The organism is Paraburkholderia dipogonis (assembly GCF_042680985.1).
GTDB lineage: Bacteria > Pseudomonadota > Gammaproteobacteria > Burkholderiales > Burkholderiaceae > Paraburkholderia > Paraburkholderia phytofirmans.
The window spans coordinates 318,372-332,885 of the sequence record NZ_JBHUFR010000010.1 but is presented as its reverse complement, the minus strand read 5'-3'; the positions used below and the strand labels follow the sequence as shown (position 1 = coordinate 332,885).

Genomic DNA, 14,514 nt, shown 5'->3' with positions numbered 1-14,514 from the left:
TTCAAGTGTTACGCGTATTCGGTGAGCGCACCGCGCATCTTCTTCATTGCGCTCGCCTCGATCTGGCGAATACGTTCGGCCGACACGCCGAACTCGTCGGCCAGTTCGTGCAGCGTGGAGCCGCCCGAACCGTCGTCTTCCACCTTCAGCCAGCGTGCCTCGATGATGCGGCGGCTGCGGGCATCAAGTGCGTCCAGCGCGCTCGCAATACCGTCGCTTTGCAGCTTGTCGCGCTGACGCGAAGCTAGCACGGCGGTCGGTTCGCTATGCGAGTCGGCCAGATAGGCGATCGGCGCGTACGCTTCTTCACCGTCTTCGACCTGACCTTCCAGCGCGATGTCGCCACCGGAGAGGCGCGTTTCCATTTCGGAGACTTCTTCGCGCTTCACGTTCAACTCTTTGGCCAGATCGTCGATCTGGTCCGGCGTGAACGCGCCCAGCCCTTGCTTGTGGCTGCGCAGATTGAAGAACAGCTTGCGCTGCGCCTTGGTGGTGGCGACCTTCACCATCCGCCAGTTGCGCAGAATGTATTCGTGGATCTCAGCCTTGATCCAGTGCATGGCGTACGACACGAGGCGCACGTTCTGCTCCGGATCGAAGCGCTTCACGGCCTTCATCAGGCCGATGTTGCCTTCCTGGATGAGGTCGGCGTGCGGCAGTCCATAACCCAGATAGTTGCGCGCGATCGACACGACCAGCCGCAAGTGCGACAGCACGAGACGGCGCGCGGACTCGAGGTTGTCCTGCTCGCGAAATTCGGTGGCGAACTGGCGTTCTTCCGCCGGCGTCAGCATCGGAATCCGATTAACGGCCTGGATGTAGGCGTCGATATTGCCCAGTTGACCGGGCAGCAGCGAGGAATGCGAGAGCGCCAGTGCACCTGCCGAAGCGGCCTTAGCCGACGACGGGCTCAGAGTACTCGGAAGGGTCATTGCATGGCTCACGTAGGAAACTCCTTTGGAATCAGACAAAAGCGTATTCAGGTAACGACTCCAGCGTTGGATGTTAGCACTCTGATTTGCCGAGTGCTAATACTTAGAGGGTGTAGGGGCATCCGAGTTCCGCAAATTCCTATTGAAATTCACATTTCAATAGCCATTAGACACCTCCCTCGGTATTTTCAAGAGGCGCGTAGCATTTACCTAACAAATCGCCTTCATCATCATAAATGCCCGACTTTTGCCAATTTTGAAGTGACTAATTGCGGGAAGTCAGCTTTCTTCATACGATCCACCAAGTGGCGAATGACCTTAGAATACGCAAAACAGTTGCAGATTGTTCAACGTTCGACGGAGCTCGGGTGTTAGATGAACAACAAAAAGAATACTCTGCGTGGTCTCGCGCTAAAAATCACGGCTGGCGCCGTGCTGGTGGGAACTTCGGGATGGGCTTCGGCGGACCAGTTCGGCGTGCAGGTGGCCGGCGGTCTCGGCGATCGCCACGTCAAAAAGCTGGATCTCGCATTCGTCTGGGATCCGGACCTGACCTGGTGGCAGATCGGCGACTGGCATTTCTCGCTGATCGGCGAAGCGCACGTGGCCTGGTGGCACACCAATGAGGGCAACGTGCACGACAACATCGGCGAAGTGGGCATGACGCCGATCATCCGCTTCATCAAGGGATCGGGCTTGATCCGCCCGTATGCCGAACTGGGCGCGGGCATCCGGTTGCTGTCGAGTCCCCGGATTTCTTCGACCTTCACACTGGGCAGTGCGTTCCAGTTCGCCGACATGGCCGGCGTGGGCATGCAGTTCGGCAGCCACCAGCAGTACCAGGCGGGCTACCGCTTCCAGCATGTTTCCAATGGCGGTATCAAAGAGCCGAATCCTGGTATAAATTTCCACCAGCTATATCTGCAATACAACTTTTGACAACCGTGGCCACGTTGGCTCACCGGTGCGAGGGGCTGAGCGATGGCGGCAAAGATAATCGAAGCGGTTCGCGAGCTCGAGCGAGAGCGATTTCGTGCGATGGTCGACGGCGACGGGCCTTCGCTCGATGCTCTGCTCGCGGACAACGTGAGCTACGTTCATACGAACGGCAAACGGGAGACGAAACGGCAGTTCATCGACGGGATTACAGCGGGGCGCCGCCGCTATCGGCAGATCGAGATCCAGTCGCAGGACGTGCTGCCGGTCGGGCGCGAGACCTGCGTGGTGAGCGGGCGCGCGCTGATCGAAATGGAGGCGAACAACGGGGCGCTGCTGTTTCCGATCGCCTACACGGCGATTCATACGCTGGAAGACGGCCATTGGCGCCTGATTGCCTGGCAGGCCACGCGTTGCGCAATCGAGTGAGCCTTTTGAGCTCACGCTGTCCGGGCTGGCCGCGCCTTGTGAGCGGGCCGCTCTGGTTGACGCAAGCGCACGGGAGCGCGCTTGTCGGTCGTGTTTGCGTCGGTTTCGTCATCTCGGCCTGATTCTCAGGCAGCCACGCTCTCCTGATCCACACTGCTCCATTCGCGACGATCCGCCGCGCCAGTTTCGGCCGCTATAGGCTCTTGCGCCGGGGCGCCTTGTCGCTCCGCGTTTTTCGCCCGCATCGCCGCCTCACCCGCATACGGATGCCGCGGATGCACCGGCAGCTGATTGCACCGTTCCACCACGCTCCGGACCGCCTGCATATCCGAGAAATCGAGCCCAGTATCGACGCCTTGCGCAGCCAGATTCATTGCCAGCGCGACGAGATCGACGTTGCCGGTGCGCTCGCCGTTGCCGAACAGGCAGCCTTCGACGCGGTCCGCGCCCGCCAGCAGCGCGAGTTCCGCGGCGGCCACCGCGGTGCCGCGATCGTTATGCGGATGCACCGACAGCACGATGCTGTCGCGATAGCCGAGATTGCGGTGCATCCATTCGATCTGATCGGCGAACACGTTCGGTGTCGCCGCTTCCACGCTCGCGGGCAGGTTGACGATCATTTTTTGATCGCGCGTCGGCCGCCACGTCTGCGCGACCGCGTCGCACACCTCGCGTGCGAACGGCAATTCGGTGGTATTGAACGTTTCCGGCGAGTACTGGAAAATCCAGTGCGTGCCGGGCCGCGCCTGCGCATGCTCTTTGATGATTTGCGTGCCCCGCACGGCCAGCGCCTTGATCTCGGCCTTCGTCTGGTTGAACACGATCCGCCGGAACGACGGGCAGATCGCGTTGTACAAGTGCACGATGGCGCGCGGCGCGCCTTCCAGTGCCTCGAATGTGCGCGCAATCAGTTCCGCTCGCGACGGCATGAACACCTCGATGGTCACGTCGTCGGGAATGCGCTTTTCCTCGATCAGCTTGCGGACGAAATCGAAATCCGTTTGCGACGCCGACGGATAGCCGACCTCGATCTCCTTGAAACCGATCGCGACCAGCATTTCGAAGAACTCGAGCTTTTGCGCGGCGTTCATTGGCTCGATCAGCGCCTGATTGCCGTCGCGCAGATCGGTGCTCATCCAGAACGGCGCCTGGTCGATCGTGCGGCTCGGCCATTTGCGGCCGGTCAGACGGACGGCGGGGAAGGGGCGATATTTTTCAGCGGGGTTTTGCAACATGGTGAGCCTCGTTCGTTGTGTCGTCTGCGAAAGGGTGTGGCCGGGAGCGGTTGGCGGACTGCCACGGATGCACGGTCCGCCAGCCGGTGGCTAGCGGCAACAACGAACGGGCGCGAACGAACGGCGTCATCGTGACGGCGAAAACGGACGTGAATAAAGCCCATGCAACGTGCATTTGAACCTCGCGCTTCGTCCGCGCGGTAAACGGACGAATGCAAACGACTACAGGTTGTGAAGAACTACGCTTTGGGGGTGCAACGGGAACAGCGGAACTGCCGGAGAGACCGCGCTTGAGCAACCTGAGCTGCCAAACGCGCGGCGCTACGCCTGACTTACACTAGACGTAGCGATAGGGGCCGCGCCAGGCGGCCGGAGGTAATTCGGAGGGTGTTCGGAAGGGAACGCATGGGTCTAATGTATGACGCCGCGTTGCGGCGTGTCAACCCGCGCGGGCCGCGGCGGGCGACGGCAAGCGCACCGTAGCGCCTGCGCCGTGGCCATTAAACGGGCATTCTTGCGACGTCCACGATCAGTTCGACCTGCCGTTCGATCGCGCTCGGCACGGGCGCTTCGCCGCGCAATACGGCACTGATCCAGGCGGCCGTCGTGGGCGCGTCTTTGGCTTCGGGCAAGTCCACTTCCGGCGCATCGGGCGACGAGCGCTCGTGCGGCACGCGCGTTTCGCAGACACCGTCGTGCAACCAGTCGACCTGCACCTGGCGACGTGTATCGGCCACCGCTTCGCCTTCGGTGCCGCGTGCAAGCAATGCGCCGCCGGCGGCCGCGTCCGGATGCGTGTTGAACAGTTGCGTCAGGCTGTCGCGATACGGCGGGTGCGTATAGTTGACGAGGCGCAAACCCGCGGGCGCGAACGGCTGCAGAATTTTCACCAGCGTGTGCGTCGAGTTGCGCACGCCCATGCGCCGGCGCAACGCAAGCAAGCGTGCGAGCTTTGGCGCGAGCACCTCGATCGGCGCGAACGCGAGGCGGTGTTCAGCGAGACCGTCTTCGATATCGGCGTGCGATCGCGCGTGCGGAATCTGCAGATGCGTGAAGATTTCCGCGCTCGTCACGCGACCCGGATCTTCGGTGACGCCGTGAACCAGCACCGGCACGCCTTCGCGCGCCAGCAGCAGGGCGAGCAGCGGCACCAGGTTTGGCTGCTTGCGCGCGCCGTTGTAGCTCGGTATGGACACGGGCCGGAACGTGCCGTGCGGCAAATGAACCGGCTCGAACGACGCGTGCGCGCCGGCCAGCATCGCGGCGAGCTCGTCGGCGGTTTCGCCCTTCACGCGGTACGCGAGCAGCACCGCGCCGAGTTCGAGTTCGGCCACGCGGCCGTCGAGCATGGCGGTGTAGAGTGCGCGCGTATCGTCGGCGGTCAGCGCGCGGGCGCCGTTCGGGCCGCGGCCGATTTCCTTGATGAAGCGGGCGCAGGGGAAGGGATTGGCGGTGTCGGCGGAGTCGGTCATCGGGCGCAGTGGGACGTGTCGGCGTGCCGCTTGAAAGCGGTTGGCCAAGCTGTTCAAGGGACGCTATTGAGTGTAAGTATCGCATCTATGGCGATCCCGCGAGACTTCGCGCCCGCGGCGCCGGCCTTGCCGGTCCATGCCGAACTGGTGCGCGTGGCCCTTTGTCGCGCGTTACACTCGATGTTTTATCGCCGCGCGGGCGGCTCACATGAAATAACGGAGAACGGGATGAGTTACGTATTTGCACCCGCACCGGTGGTCGCGGTGCCGGTTGTGGGGTCCAGCGAGCAGTTCGCGGTGCGTCGCATCTACTGTGTTGGCCGTAACTACGAGGCGCATGCGCGCGAGATGGGCCACGATCCCGACCGCGAACCGCCGTTCTTCTTCGCCAAGCCGGCCGATGCCGTGCTGTACGTCGCGCCCGGCGCCACCGGCGAGTTTCCGTATCCGTCGCTGTCGAAAAACGTCCACTTCGAGATGGAAATGGTGGCGGCGATCGGCAAGGGCGGCAAGAACATTCCGGTCGAGAGCGCGCTCGGCCACGTGTACGGTTACGCGCTAGGTCTCGACATGACCCGCCGCGACCTGCAGGCCGAAGCCAAAAAGCTGGGCCGTCCCTGGGATACCGCGAAGGGCTTCGATCACTCGGCGCCGCTCGGTCCGATTCATCCGGCGGCGACGGTCGGCCATGTCGACAAGGGCGCGATCTGGCTGTCCGTGAACGGCGAGGAAAAGCAAAGCTCGGACGTGTCGCAACTAATCTGGTCGGTGGCCGAGACGATCGCTTATTTGTCGACGCTGTTCGAACTGCAACCCGGCGACCTGATCTTCACCGGCACGCCGGAAGGCGTCGGCGCGGTGGTGCAGGGCGATCTGATGAAGGGTGGCGTGGACGGGCTCGGCGAGCTCAGCGTGCGGGTCGTCTGACGGTCGGTTGGGGGAGACAGACAACATGAAGCTGTACAGCTATTTCCGTAGCTCGGCGTCTTATCGCGTGCGCATTGCGCTGAACGTGAAAAATCTGCCGTACGACTACGTGCCGGTGCATCTTGTGCGCGACGGCGGCGAACAGTTGAAGCCCGAATACCGCAAGGTGAACGCGGACGGGATCGTGCCGACCTTCGTCGACGGCAATGACGTGATGCCGCAGTCGCTCGCGATCATCGAGTATCTGGAAGAGATGCATCCCGAGCCGGCGCTTTTGCCGAAGGCGCCGACCGATCGCGCGTATGTGCGGGCGCTGGCGTTGCAGGTGGCGTGCGAGATTCATCCGCTGAACAACCTGCGCGTGCTGAAGTATCTGAAGCACACGCTGGGCGTCGACGATTATGCCAAGGACGCCTGGTACCGGCACTGGGTGGAAGCCGGATTCGCGACGTTCGAAGCGCATCTGGCGGGCGATTCGCGCACCGGCAAGCTGTGTTTCGGCGATACGCCGACCATTGCGGACACCTGTCTGATTCCGCAGGTATTCAACGCGCAGCGCTTCAAGGTCGACACGACTAAGTTTCCGACCATTCAGCGCATCTACGACCATGCGATGCAACTCGACGCGTTTGCGCGCGCGGCGCCGGGCGCGCAGCCGGACGCTGAGTAATTCGTGATCGTCGGGTAGACGGGATGAAAAAAGGGCACTCCGAGTAGTGCCCTTTTGCTGCCTGAGCCCGAGGCTTAAGCGGCGAACGCTGTGGCGCTCAGCCGCCCAGCAACGCGTCGGAAAACTCTTCCGCGCTGAACGGCTGCAAATCTTCGACTTTCTCGCCGACGCCGATGAAATACACCGGAATCGGACGCTGCCGCGCGATCGCGGCGAGAATGCCGCCCTTCGCCGTGCCGTCGAGTTTGGTGACGATGAGGCCGGTGAGACCGAGCGCGTCGTCGAAAGCCTTGACTTGCGCGAGCGCGTTCTGGCCGGTGTTGGCGTCGATCACCAGCAGCACCTCATGCGGCGCGCCGTCTTGCGCCTTGCCGATTACGCGCTTCACCTTGCGCAGTTCTTCCATGAGATGCAGTTGGGTCGGCAGGCGGCCGGCCGTGTCCGCCATCATCACGTCGATCTTGCGCGCACGCGCGGCGCCGACCGCGTCGAAGATCACCGCTGCCGGGTCGCCGCTTTCCTGCGAGACCACGGTCACGTTGTTGCGTTGACCCCAGATGGCCAATTGCTCGCGCGCGGCGGCGCGGAACGTGTCGCCCGCGGCCAGCAGCACGGATTGATCGAAACTCTGCAGATGCTTGGCGAGCTTGCCAATGCTGGTGGTTTTGCCCGCGCCGTTGACGCCGGCGATCATCATCACGAGCGGCTGCGCGCGGCCGAGCATGAGCGATTTTTCCAGCGGTTTGAGCAGGTCGACCAGCAACGTGCGCAGCGCGGCTTTGACCTGCTGCGGATCGACGAGGCGTTCTGCGCGCACTTTTTCGCGCAGCGCCTCGAGCAGGAATTCTGTGGCGTCGACGCCCGCGTCCGACATCAGCAGGGCGGTTTCGAGTTCTTCGTACAAGTCTTCGTCGATCTTCGTGCCGACGAAAATGCCAGTCAGGTTCGAACTCGTTTTCGACAAGCCGGTCTTCAGACGCGTCAGCCAGGAACGCTTTGCGCCCGCATCCGGCAGCGGCGGCGGGACGACTTCGACGGTTTCTTCGAGCGCGAATGCTTCCGGCTCGGGTTCGGGATCGATTGCCGACGGAGCGGCCACGGGCGGCGTGTCGACGCGAACCGGAGCCGCGGCCGGGCGCGGCGCGGCCGGCGCGACGGGCGCAGGCGCCTGCACGGCGGCAGCGGACGTCGAACCCTCCGGCGCGGTTTGCGACTCTTCTGGCGCGTTATCGGACTCTTTCGAACCCTTGAATCGTTTGAAAAAGCTGAACATGATCTGGCGTGGTGAGAGCGCGCGCCGATGCGCGCAACCGGCACAAGACCGGTGGGAGCGGCAGGCAGCGTTGCGATGCGGGATGCAAGGCGCTGGAAGCCGCACATTTTATCAGGCGCGCCGCCGGCCGTCGTATCGGCCGAACGGCCAGGCTGGACGCGGGGCGTCGCTGTGGTAACGTTGGCGCTCCGGCCCGCAATTTCGTCGTCGCGGGCGCTTCAATAACGTAATCGAAACTGCATGCCCCGTTCCGCACCTTCACGCGCCCATGGCGCTTCGTCCAAAGGCGGCAAGCCGCACGCCATCCGTATCATCGGCGGCGACTGGAAGCGCACGCCTTTGCCCGTGCTCGATCTCGACGGCCTGCGCCCCACGCCCGATCGCGTGCGCGAGACGCTGTTCAACTGGCTCGGCCAGAACCTGGAAGGGCAGCGCTGCCTCGATCTGTTCGCCGGCAGCGGCGCGCTCGGCTTCGAGGCGGCGTCGCGCGGTGCCGCCCGGGTGCTGATGGTGGAGCGCAATGCGCGCGCCGCCGGCCAGTTGCGCGCGAACCAGGAACGCCTGTCGGCGCGCACGATCGAAATCGCTGAAGCAGACGGTTTGCGTCTTGCCGCGAGCCTCGCGCCCGGTTCGTTCGACGTCGTGTTTCTCGATCCGCCGTTCGGCGACGATCTGCTCGGCAAGGCGCTGACGCTGGCGGCACCGCTCGTCGCCGCTGACGGATTTCTGTATGTGGAAGCGGGCGAGGCGCTCGAACTCGCTGGGAACGAGACGCTCGCCGGTTGGGAAATCGTGCGGCAAGGTAGAGCGGGCGCTGTCCACTTTCATTTGCTGCAGCGCGAAAATAAGGAATAATGCGCGTTCCAAAACAAGCGCCGGGCGGTTTGCCGTCACGTGTGCGGTCGGTGCCAAATGCGTCGCGTGGACGCTTTGACGTGCCCCTTTGTCTGAAGAGAGGAGAAGTCTCATGGTAGTCGCCGTATACCCGGGCACGTTCGACCCGCTGACGCGCGGTCACGAAGACCTCGTTCGGCGCGCGTCGAGTATTTTCGACACGCTGGTGGTCGGCGTTGCCGACAGCCGCAACAAGAAGCCATTTTTCACGCTCGAAGAGCGCCTCGACATCGCTCACGAAGTGCTCGGGCACTACCCGAACGTTCAGGTGATGAGCTTCAAGGGGCTATTGAAGGATTTCGTGCGCACCAATAACGCGCGCGTGATCGTGCGCGGCCTGCGGGCCGTGTCGGACTTCGAATATGAGTTCCAGATGGCGGGCATGAATCGCTATTTGCTGCCCGACGTCGAAACCATGTTCATGACGCCGTCCGATCAGTACCAATTCATCTCGGGCACGATCGTGCGTGAAATCGCCCAGCTCGGCGGCGATGTCAGCAAGTTCGTCTTCCCGTCGGTCGAGAAATGGCTGACGGAAAAGGTCGCCGCGATGGATCCGGCGAGCGGCGCGTCGGCGGGACAACCGTAACCGGCGTAAACTGTCGGTTCGACGGATAAAAGCCGGCTGCGGCCGGCGTGAAGTGAGAGAAGTATGGCCTTGATGATTACCGACGAGTGCATTAATTGCGACGTGTGCGAGCCCGAGTGCCCGAACGACGCAATCTCGATGGGCCCGGAAATCTATGTAATCGACCCGAAGAAATGTACCGAGTGTGTGGGGCATTTCGACGAGCCGCAGTGTATTCAGGTGTGTCCGGTAGAGTGTATTCCGCGCGACCCCGACCATCTGGAGACGCCTGATGGCTTGATGGCCAAGTACCACGCGCTGCAGGCCGCGAAGGGCGCCTGAGGTGCGAAGTCTAAAAAAACGGCGAGGCTTTTGGCCTCGCCGTTTTTTTTGGCAGTGACGCTTTTGCGCGGTCTTACCCCACGTACGCGCTGAAAATCTCGCGCAACGCGTCCAGCAGAATGTCGCATTCGGCGTCGGTGCCGACCGAGATTCGCAGATGCTGGTCGATGCGCGGCGCCTTGAAATGGCGCACGAAAATCTCCTTTTCCCTCAGTCGCAGTACGAGCGTTGCGGCGTCGTAGCCCTCATGGCGAGCGAACAGCAAATTCGCCGCCGACGGCACCACCTCGAAGCCCAACGCCGTCAGCCCCGCGGCCAATCGCTCGCGACTCGCCATGACTTTGGCGCAGGTGTCGCGAAACCACGCGTCGTCTTCGTACGCCGCCGCGGCGGCGACTTGCGCGAGACGGTCCAGCGGATACGAGTTGAAGCTGTCCTTCACACGGTTCAGCGCGCCGATCAACTCTGGGTTGCCGAACGCAAGGCCGACGCGCATTCCTGCCAGCGAACGCGACTTCGACACGGTTTGAACGACCAGCAGATTCGGATAGCGGTCGATCAGACCGATGGCCGATTCAGCGCCGAAATCCACGTAGGCCTCGTCGATCACCACGACGGAATCGGGATTGCTCGCCACCAGGCGCTCGATATCAGCGAGTGGCAGCGGACGGCCGGTCGGCGCGTTCGGATTCGGGAACAGGATGCCGCCATTCGGAGACTTGTAGTCGTCGACGTTGATCGCAAAGCTGTCGTCGAGCGGGACGGTCCGGTAGTCGACCTCGAAAAGTCGCGCGTACGTCGGATAGAAGCTGTACGTGATGTCCGGGAACAGCAGAGGTTTGTCGTGCTTGAGCAAGGCCTGGAACGTGAGTGCCAGCACTTCGTCCGAGCCGTTGCCGGCAAACACCTGTTCCGCGTGAATGCCGTGGTACGCGGCAACCGTTTCGCGCAGCTTTTGCGCCGTCGGATCGGGATAGCGCCGCAGCGAATCGGCCGCGTCGCCCAGTTCCTGCCGGATCGCCTCGAGCACTCGCGGCGACGGCGGATACGGATTCTCGTTGGTATTCAGCTTGACCGGATGCGCGACCACGGGCTGCTCGCCCGGCACATACGGCGTCAGACGGTGAACGATGTCACTCCAATAGCGGCTCAAGCGATTCTCCTCCCAACAAGATGGTTGCTGCCGATGGCGTTACGGCAACCAAGGTTCCAGCTAGGCAGTCTACGGGTTGCGATGCAGTTGCATCATCGCGCGTTCCAGTTCGCCCTTGATGATCTGCGGCATGACAGCGAGCCCGCGCTCGATCGACGCATCGATCACGTCCTGCTCTTCCCGGCGCGGAGGTTTCAGCACGTAGTTGGCGACGTCGGGTTTGGCGCCGGCGCGCGCGCTCTCTGGAATCAGGTCCCGCGGATGGCCGATGCCGATCCGCAGCCGCCAGTATTGCTGCGACGACAGATGCGCGGTGATGTCCTTCAGCCCGTTGTGGCCGCCGCTGCCGCCGCCGAGTTTCAGCTTGACGCTGCCGGGCGGCAGGTCGAGCTCGTCGTGCGCGACCAGGATTTCGTCGGGGAGAATCTTGAAGAACTGCGCAACTGCCACGACCGATTGACCCGAACGGTTCATATACGTCTGCGGTTCCAGCAGATGCACTTCCTCGCCGTGCAGCCGCGCTTTGGCATAGAAGCCATGGAAACGCCGCTCGTCGCGCAACGTCGTGCCTGCTTCGCGCGCCAGTTGATCGACCAGCCAGAAGCCGGCGTTGTGGCGCGTCGCGGTGTATTCGGCGCCCGGATTGCCGAGGCCGACGATCAGTTTGATCATGTTTGCGTAGGTCCGTCTGGCCTTGAAGCTGAATGCAGCCGGGCCGAAAAAAACCGAAAAAAAACCCGCCGGGGCGAACCTCGGCGGGTCACATCGACCGTTTCATTGAAACGGATCGAGAGGATTTCTTGCTCTTTGCCTGAGGCGCCCTTAAGCAGCCGGCGTTTCGCCTTCGCCTGCAGCAGCGGCGGCGTCGCCTTCAGCGATTGCGCCAGCCGGGATCGTTGCGGCAGCGACCACCGGGTTTTCCGCTTCGACGTGAGCAACCAGCGACACACCTGCCGGCAGCTTGATGTCTTTAGCGTGGACCGAGTGACCTGCTTCGATCGTCGCCAGATCAACTTCGAGGAATTCCGGCAGTGCCGACGGCAGGCACTCGATTTCGATTTCGTTGATGACGTGCGAGATCACCGCGCTCGACAGCTTCACTGCCGGGTTCGATTCCTGGTTCATGAAGTGCAGCGGCACCTTGGTGTGCAGCTTCTTCTTCGCGTCGACACGTTGAAAGTCCACGTGCAGCACGAGCTGACGGAACGGGTGGTATTGCACGTCGCGCAGCAAAACCTGTTGCGACTTGCCTGCCACTTCCAGATCGAGAATCGACGAGTGGAAAACTTCTTTCTTCAGCGCGTGCCACAGCGCGTTGTGGTCCAGTTCGACCAATTGCGTTTCAGCACCAGCGCCATATACGATGCCCGGGGTCTTGCCCGAGTTACGCAGGCGGCGGCTCGCACCCGTACCTTGCAAAGAACGCTCGAAAGCGACTACTTTCATTTTGAATCTCCAATGCACTGCCCGCGACCAGGCAGTAAAAACGGGGCCTCCAAGCCAGATGGCTGAGGCCCCAGAACTGCGGCACGAACCTTCGTTCGTTCATGCCGATTGTGCAAAAGCGCAGTGTGCCGCGTAAAGCGGCGCGCTGCGCCTTCGCAAATACTTAACTTTCAGCGAACAGCGACATCACCGAATCGCCGCGGCGAATCCGCGAGAACGTTTCGGCGAGCAGGCCGGCGCTGGTCAGCGAACGGATCTTCGCGCACGAGCGGGCTTCGTCGCCGAGCGGGATCGTGTCCGTGACAACGAGTGCGTCGAGTGCGGAAGCGGCAATACGCTCGCCTGCGCCACCCGACAGAACCGGGTGCGTAGCGTACGCGAACACCTGCTTCGCGCCACGTTCCTTCAAAACTTGTGCTGCCTTGCAAAGCGTGCCGGCGGTGTCGACCATGTCGTCCATGATCACGCAGGTACGGCCTTCGACTTCACCGATGATGTTCATGACTTCGGCAACGTTCGCCTTCGGGCGGCGTTTGTCGATGATCGCGAGATCGCAATTCAGTTGCTTGGCCAAAGCCCGGGCACGCACCACGCCGCCGACGTCCGGCGAAACGACCAGCAGGTTCTCGTAGTTCTGCTTGCGCAGATCGCCGAGCAGCACGGGCGTAGCGTAGATGTTGTCGACCGGAATGTCGAAGAAGCCTTGAATCTGGTCGGCGTGCAGATCCATCGTGATGATCCGCTCGACGCCGGCGATTTCCAGCATGTTCGCTACGATCTTCGCCGAGATGGCGACGCGCGCGGAACGCGGGCGACGATCTTGACGGGCATAACCGAAGTAGGGGATGGCTGCGGTGATCCGGCCGGCGGATGCGCGCTTGAGCGCATCGACCATGATCATCAGTTCCATCAGATTGTCGTTCGCCGGTGCGCACGTGGACTGCAGGACGAAGACATCCTTGCCACGCACGTTTTCCTGAATCTCGACTTGGATTTCACCGTCCGAGAAACGGCTAACCATTGCTTTGCCGAGGGGAATACCGAGGATTTTGACGACTTCCTGTGCAAGCGCGGGATTTGCGTTGCCAGTAAAAACCATCAGGCCGTCATGGCTGCTCATCGTGCACCTACTTCAGGCTGGGGGCGAGGGAAATGCGAGAATTTTTGGCAGGGGAGGAAGGAGTCGAACCTTCGAATGCCGGAATCAAAATCCGGTGCCTTAACCAACTTGGCGACTCCCCTACACTAACTTTGAGCTTCACCGAACGAGGAGCGTTCGACGATGCAAAACTTATGACGCGAAAGCAAAGAGTGGATGCTGATCGAGACTTGCAGTCACTGCGCTGTTCCATTCGGCTGGCAGTTTGGCTTGCACCGCTTCTGCTTCAGCTTTACTGCGGAACGCGGCAAAAACACTTGCACCTGATCCAGACATCCGCGCTGGCGCGACGTTTTCAAACCATCGCAACACTTGCGCTACTTCCGCGTATTTTCCTACGACAACCTGCTGCATGTCATTGCGGCCGAAACTTTCTGGCCATTCAGTGTTGCAGCTAAGTTCTGCAGGAAAGTCCGTAATTGTGAGGGGTTTTGAATCTCTTGTCAACGCTTTTTCAGAAAAAATCGCTGTAGTCGGAACATGAACCCTCGGCGTCACTACTAGGAAATGGCGCGGCGGCAATTGTACAACGTCTAAAGCTTCTCCGACACCCTGGGCGAACGCATTTTTTCCGAAAACAAAAAACGGCACATCGGCGCCAAGTTTCAATGCGAGCGCCTGCAATTCGAGGCGCGGCAGATTGAGCTTCCACAAACGATTCAGCGCGAGCAGCGTCGTCGCTGCATCAGAGCTGCCGCCGCCGAGGCCAGCGCCCATCGGCAGACGCTTGTCGATTTCGATATCGACGCCTTCAGGCGAGCCCGTATGCGCTTTGAGCAGTGTCGCGGCGCGCACGGTCAGGTCGTGTTCCGGCGGCACGTCGGCGATTTCGGTGCTGCGCGTGATGAGTCCGTCGTCACGTCGCGTGAAGTGCAGCGTGTCGCCCCAGTCGAGCAGCTGGAAAACCGTTTGCAGCGTGTGATAGCCATCCGGCCGGCGGCCGGTAATGTGCAGGAAGAGGTTGAGTTTCGCTGGAGCGAGGCAATCGCGCAGCGAATCGGTCGTTTCAATCATGAGTCGAGGCTACATGCGCCAGATGGCGCCGAAGAAGCGGCAAGGTCGCACGCGAAAAAGTGCG

At 61.9% G+C, this 14,514-nt stretch carries 15 protein-coding genes, 1 tRNA gene and 1 pseudogene; 7 read left to right on the top strand and 10 right to left on the bottom strand.

Annotated elements, in window-relative coordinates; all coding sequences use genetic code 11:
• Positions 1-8: 8 nt before the first annotated feature.
• The gene (rpoH, locus tag ACFSNN_RS13985) at positions 9-944 is read right to left on the bottom strand and encodes an RNA polymerase sigma factor RpoH (RefSeq protein ID WP_106282149.1); all 936 of its coding nucleotides are present in this window, start codon (positions 942-944) and stop codon (positions 9-11) included.
• A 363-nt stretch (positions 945-1,307) separates the two neighbouring features.
• Here rpoH and ACFSNN_RS13980 point away from each other — a divergent pair, with 363 nt between their 5' ends.
• The gene (locus tag ACFSNN_RS13980) at positions 1,308-1,871 is read left to right on the top strand and encodes an acyloxyacyl hydrolase (protein WP_134457205.1); all 564 of its coding nucleotides are present in this window, start codon (positions 1,308-1,310) and stop codon (positions 1,869-1,871) included.
• A gap of 42 nt (positions 1,872-1,913) precedes the next feature.
• Complete coding sequence (locus ACFSNN_RS13975) at positions 1,914-2,297, top strand: nuclear transport factor 2 family protein (protein ID WP_134457204.1); 384 nt, start codon at positions 1,914-1,916, stop codon at positions 2,295-2,297.
• A gap of 191 nt (positions 2,298-2,488) precedes the next feature.
• Here the strand turns inward: ACFSNN_RS13975 and ACFSNN_RS13970 are convergent.
• Both ACFSNN_RS13970 and ybiB read right to left on the bottom strand, forming a co-directional pair.
• Positions 2,489-3,532, bottom strand: a pseudogene (locus ACFSNN_RS13970) (2-isopropylmalate synthase); the annotation flags it as partial.
• Between the two features lie 500 nt (positions 3,533-4,032).
• Complete coding sequence (gene ybiB, locus ACFSNN_RS13965) at positions 4,033-5,004, bottom strand: DNA-binding protein YbiB (RefSeq protein WP_134457202.1); 972 nt, start codon at positions 5,002-5,004, stop codon at positions 4,033-4,035.
• A 228-nt stretch (positions 5,005-5,232) separates the two neighbouring features.
• Here ybiB and ACFSNN_RS13960 point away from each other — a divergent pair, with 228 nt between their 5' ends.
• Complete coding sequence (locus tag ACFSNN_RS13960) at positions 5,233-5,931, top strand: fumarylacetoacetate hydrolase family protein (RefSeq protein ID WP_134457201.1); 699 nt, start codon at positions 5,233-5,235, stop codon at positions 5,929-5,931.
• A 25-nt stretch (positions 5,932-5,956) separates the two neighbouring features.
• Positions 5,957-6,601 (top strand): maleylacetoacetate isomerase, encoded by a 645-nt coding sequence (maiA, locus tag ACFSNN_RS13955; protein ID WP_134457200.1) that lies wholly within the window; start codon positions 5,957-5,959, stop codon positions 6,599-6,601.
• A 97-nt stretch (positions 6,602-6,698) separates the two neighbouring features.
• Here the strand turns inward: maiA and ftsY are convergent, their stop codons facing one another.
• Positions 6,699-7,874 carry a signal recognition particle-docking protein FtsY gene (ftsY, locus tag ACFSNN_RS13950; protein WP_134457199.1) on the bottom strand — a complete coding sequence of 392 codons (1,176 nt, stop codon included), beginning with the start codon at positions 7,872-7,874 and terminating at the stop codon, positions 6,699-6,701.
• A 240-nt stretch (positions 7,875-8,114) separates the two neighbouring features.
• Here ftsY and rsmD point away from each other — a divergent pair, with 240 nt between their 5' ends.
• The 3 genes from rsmD (at position 8,115) to ACFSNN_RS13935 (ending at position 9,678) form a co-directional block, all read left to right on the top strand.
• A complete protein-coding gene (gene rsmD / locus ACFSNN_RS13945) occupies positions 8,115-8,729 on the top strand; it encodes a 16S rRNA (guanine(966)-N(2))-methyltransferase RsmD (RefSeq protein ID WP_134457198.1) in 615 nt (204 codons plus the stop codon).
• 112 nt (positions 8,730-8,841) lie between these two features.
• Complete coding sequence (gene coaD / locus ACFSNN_RS13940; RefSeq protein WP_012431643.1) at positions 8,842-9,357, top strand: pantetheine-phosphate adenylyltransferase; 516 nt, start codon at positions 8,842-8,844, stop codon at positions 9,355-9,357.
• 63 nt (positions 9,358-9,420) lie between these two features.
• Entirely contained in the window at positions 9,421-9,678 is a 258-nt protein-coding gene (locus tag ACFSNN_RS13935; RefSeq protein WP_012431644.1) for a YfhL family 4Fe-4S dicluster ferredoxin, read from the top strand.
• A 73-nt stretch (positions 9,679-9,751) separates the two neighbouring features.
• Here the strand turns inward: ACFSNN_RS13935 and hisC are convergent, their stop codons facing one another.
• The 6 genes from hisC to ispE form a co-directional block, all read right to left on the bottom strand.
• On the bottom strand, positions 9,752-10,831 hold the full coding sequence (gene hisC, locus ACFSNN_RS13930; protein WP_134457197.1) for a histidinol-phosphate transaminase: 1,080 nt from the start codon (positions 10,829-10,831) through the stop codon (positions 9,752-9,754).
• A 69-nt stretch (positions 10,832-10,900) separates the two neighbouring features.
• Positions 10,901-11,503 (bottom strand): aminoacyl-tRNA hydrolase, encoded by a 603-nt coding sequence (gene pth, locus ACFSNN_RS13925; protein ID WP_134457196.1) that lies wholly within the window; start codon positions 11,501-11,503, stop codon positions 10,901-10,903.
• Positions 11,504-11,653: 150 nt separating this feature from the next.
• The gene (locus ACFSNN_RS13920; protein ID WP_106302100.1) at positions 11,654-12,277 is read right to left on the bottom strand and encodes a 50S ribosomal protein L25/general stress protein Ctc; all 624 of its coding nucleotides are present in this window, start codon (positions 12,275-12,277) and stop codon (positions 11,654-11,656) included.
• Between the two features lie 163 nt (positions 12,278-12,440).
• Positions 12,441-13,397, bottom strand: a complete 957-nt coding sequence (locus ACFSNN_RS13915; protein ID WP_012431648.1) for a ribose-phosphate pyrophosphokinase — start codon at positions 13,395-13,397, stop codon at positions 12,441-12,443.
• A gap of 45 nt (positions 13,398-13,442) precedes the next feature.
• A tRNA-Gln gene (locus ACFSNN_RS13910) sits at positions 13,443-13,519 on the bottom strand.
• 49 nt (positions 13,520-13,568) lie between these two features.
• Complete coding sequence (ispE, locus tag ACFSNN_RS13905) at positions 13,569-14,450, bottom strand: 4-(cytidine 5'-diphospho)-2-C-methyl-D-erythritol kinase (protein ID WP_134457195.1); 882 nt, start codon at positions 14,448-14,450, stop codon at positions 13,569-13,571.
• Between the last annotated feature and the right edge of the window lie 64 nt (positions 14,451-14,514).

Excerpts from the sequence above, each read along its gene's own strand:
- ACFSNN_RS13960 (WP_134457201.1), top strand. The coding sequence starts at position 5,233 with ATGAGTTACGTATTTGCACCCGCACCGGTGGTCGCGGTGCCGGTTGTG.
- ybiB (WP_134457202.1), bottom strand. The coding sequence starts at position 5,004 with ATGACCGACTCCGCCGACACCGCCAATCCCTTCCCCTGCGCCCGCTTC.
- rsmD (WP_134457198.1), top strand. The coding sequence starts at position 8,115 with ATGCCCCGTTCCGCACCTTCACGCGCCCATGGCGCTTCGTCCAAAGGC.
- ACFSNN_RS13980 (WP_134457205.1), top strand. The coding sequence starts at position 1,308 with ATGAACAACAAAAAGAATACTCTGCGTGGTCTCGCGCTAAAAATCACG.
- ACFSNN_RS13915 (WP_012431648.1), bottom strand. The coding sequence starts at position 13,397 with ATGAGCAGCCATGACGGCCTGATGGTTTTTACTGGCAACGCAAATCCC.
- pth (WP_134457196.1), bottom strand. The coding sequence starts at position 11,503 with ATGATCAAACTGATCGTCGGCCTCGGCAATCCGGGCGCCGAATACACC.
- ACFSNN_RS13975 (WP_134457204.1), top strand. The coding sequence starts at position 1,914 with ATGGCGGCAAAGATAATCGAAGCGGTTCGCGAGCTCGAGCGAGAGCGA.
- ispE (WP_134457195.1), bottom strand. The coding sequence starts at position 14,450 with ATGATTGAAACGACCGATTCGCTGCGCGATTGCCTCGCTCCAGCGAAA.
- maiA (WP_134457200.1), top strand. The coding sequence starts at position 5,957 with ATGAAGCTGTACAGCTATTTCCGTAGCTCGGCGTCTTATCGCGTGCGC.
- ACFSNN_RS13920 (WP_106302100.1), bottom strand. The coding sequence starts at position 12,277 with ATGAAAGTAGTCGCTTTCGAGCGTTCTTTGCAAGGTACGGGTGCGAGC.
- ftsY (WP_134457199.1), bottom strand. The coding sequence starts at position 7,874 with ATGTTCAGCTTTTTCAAACGATTCAAGGGTTCGAAAGAGTCCGATAAC.
- ACFSNN_RS13935 (WP_012431644.1), top strand. The coding sequence starts at position 9,421 with ATGGCCTTGATGATTACCGACGAGTGCATTAATTGCGACGTGTGCGAG.
- coaD (WP_012431643.1), top strand. The coding sequence starts at position 8,842 with ATGGTAGTCGCCGTATACCCGGGCACGTTCGACCCGCTGACGCGCGGT.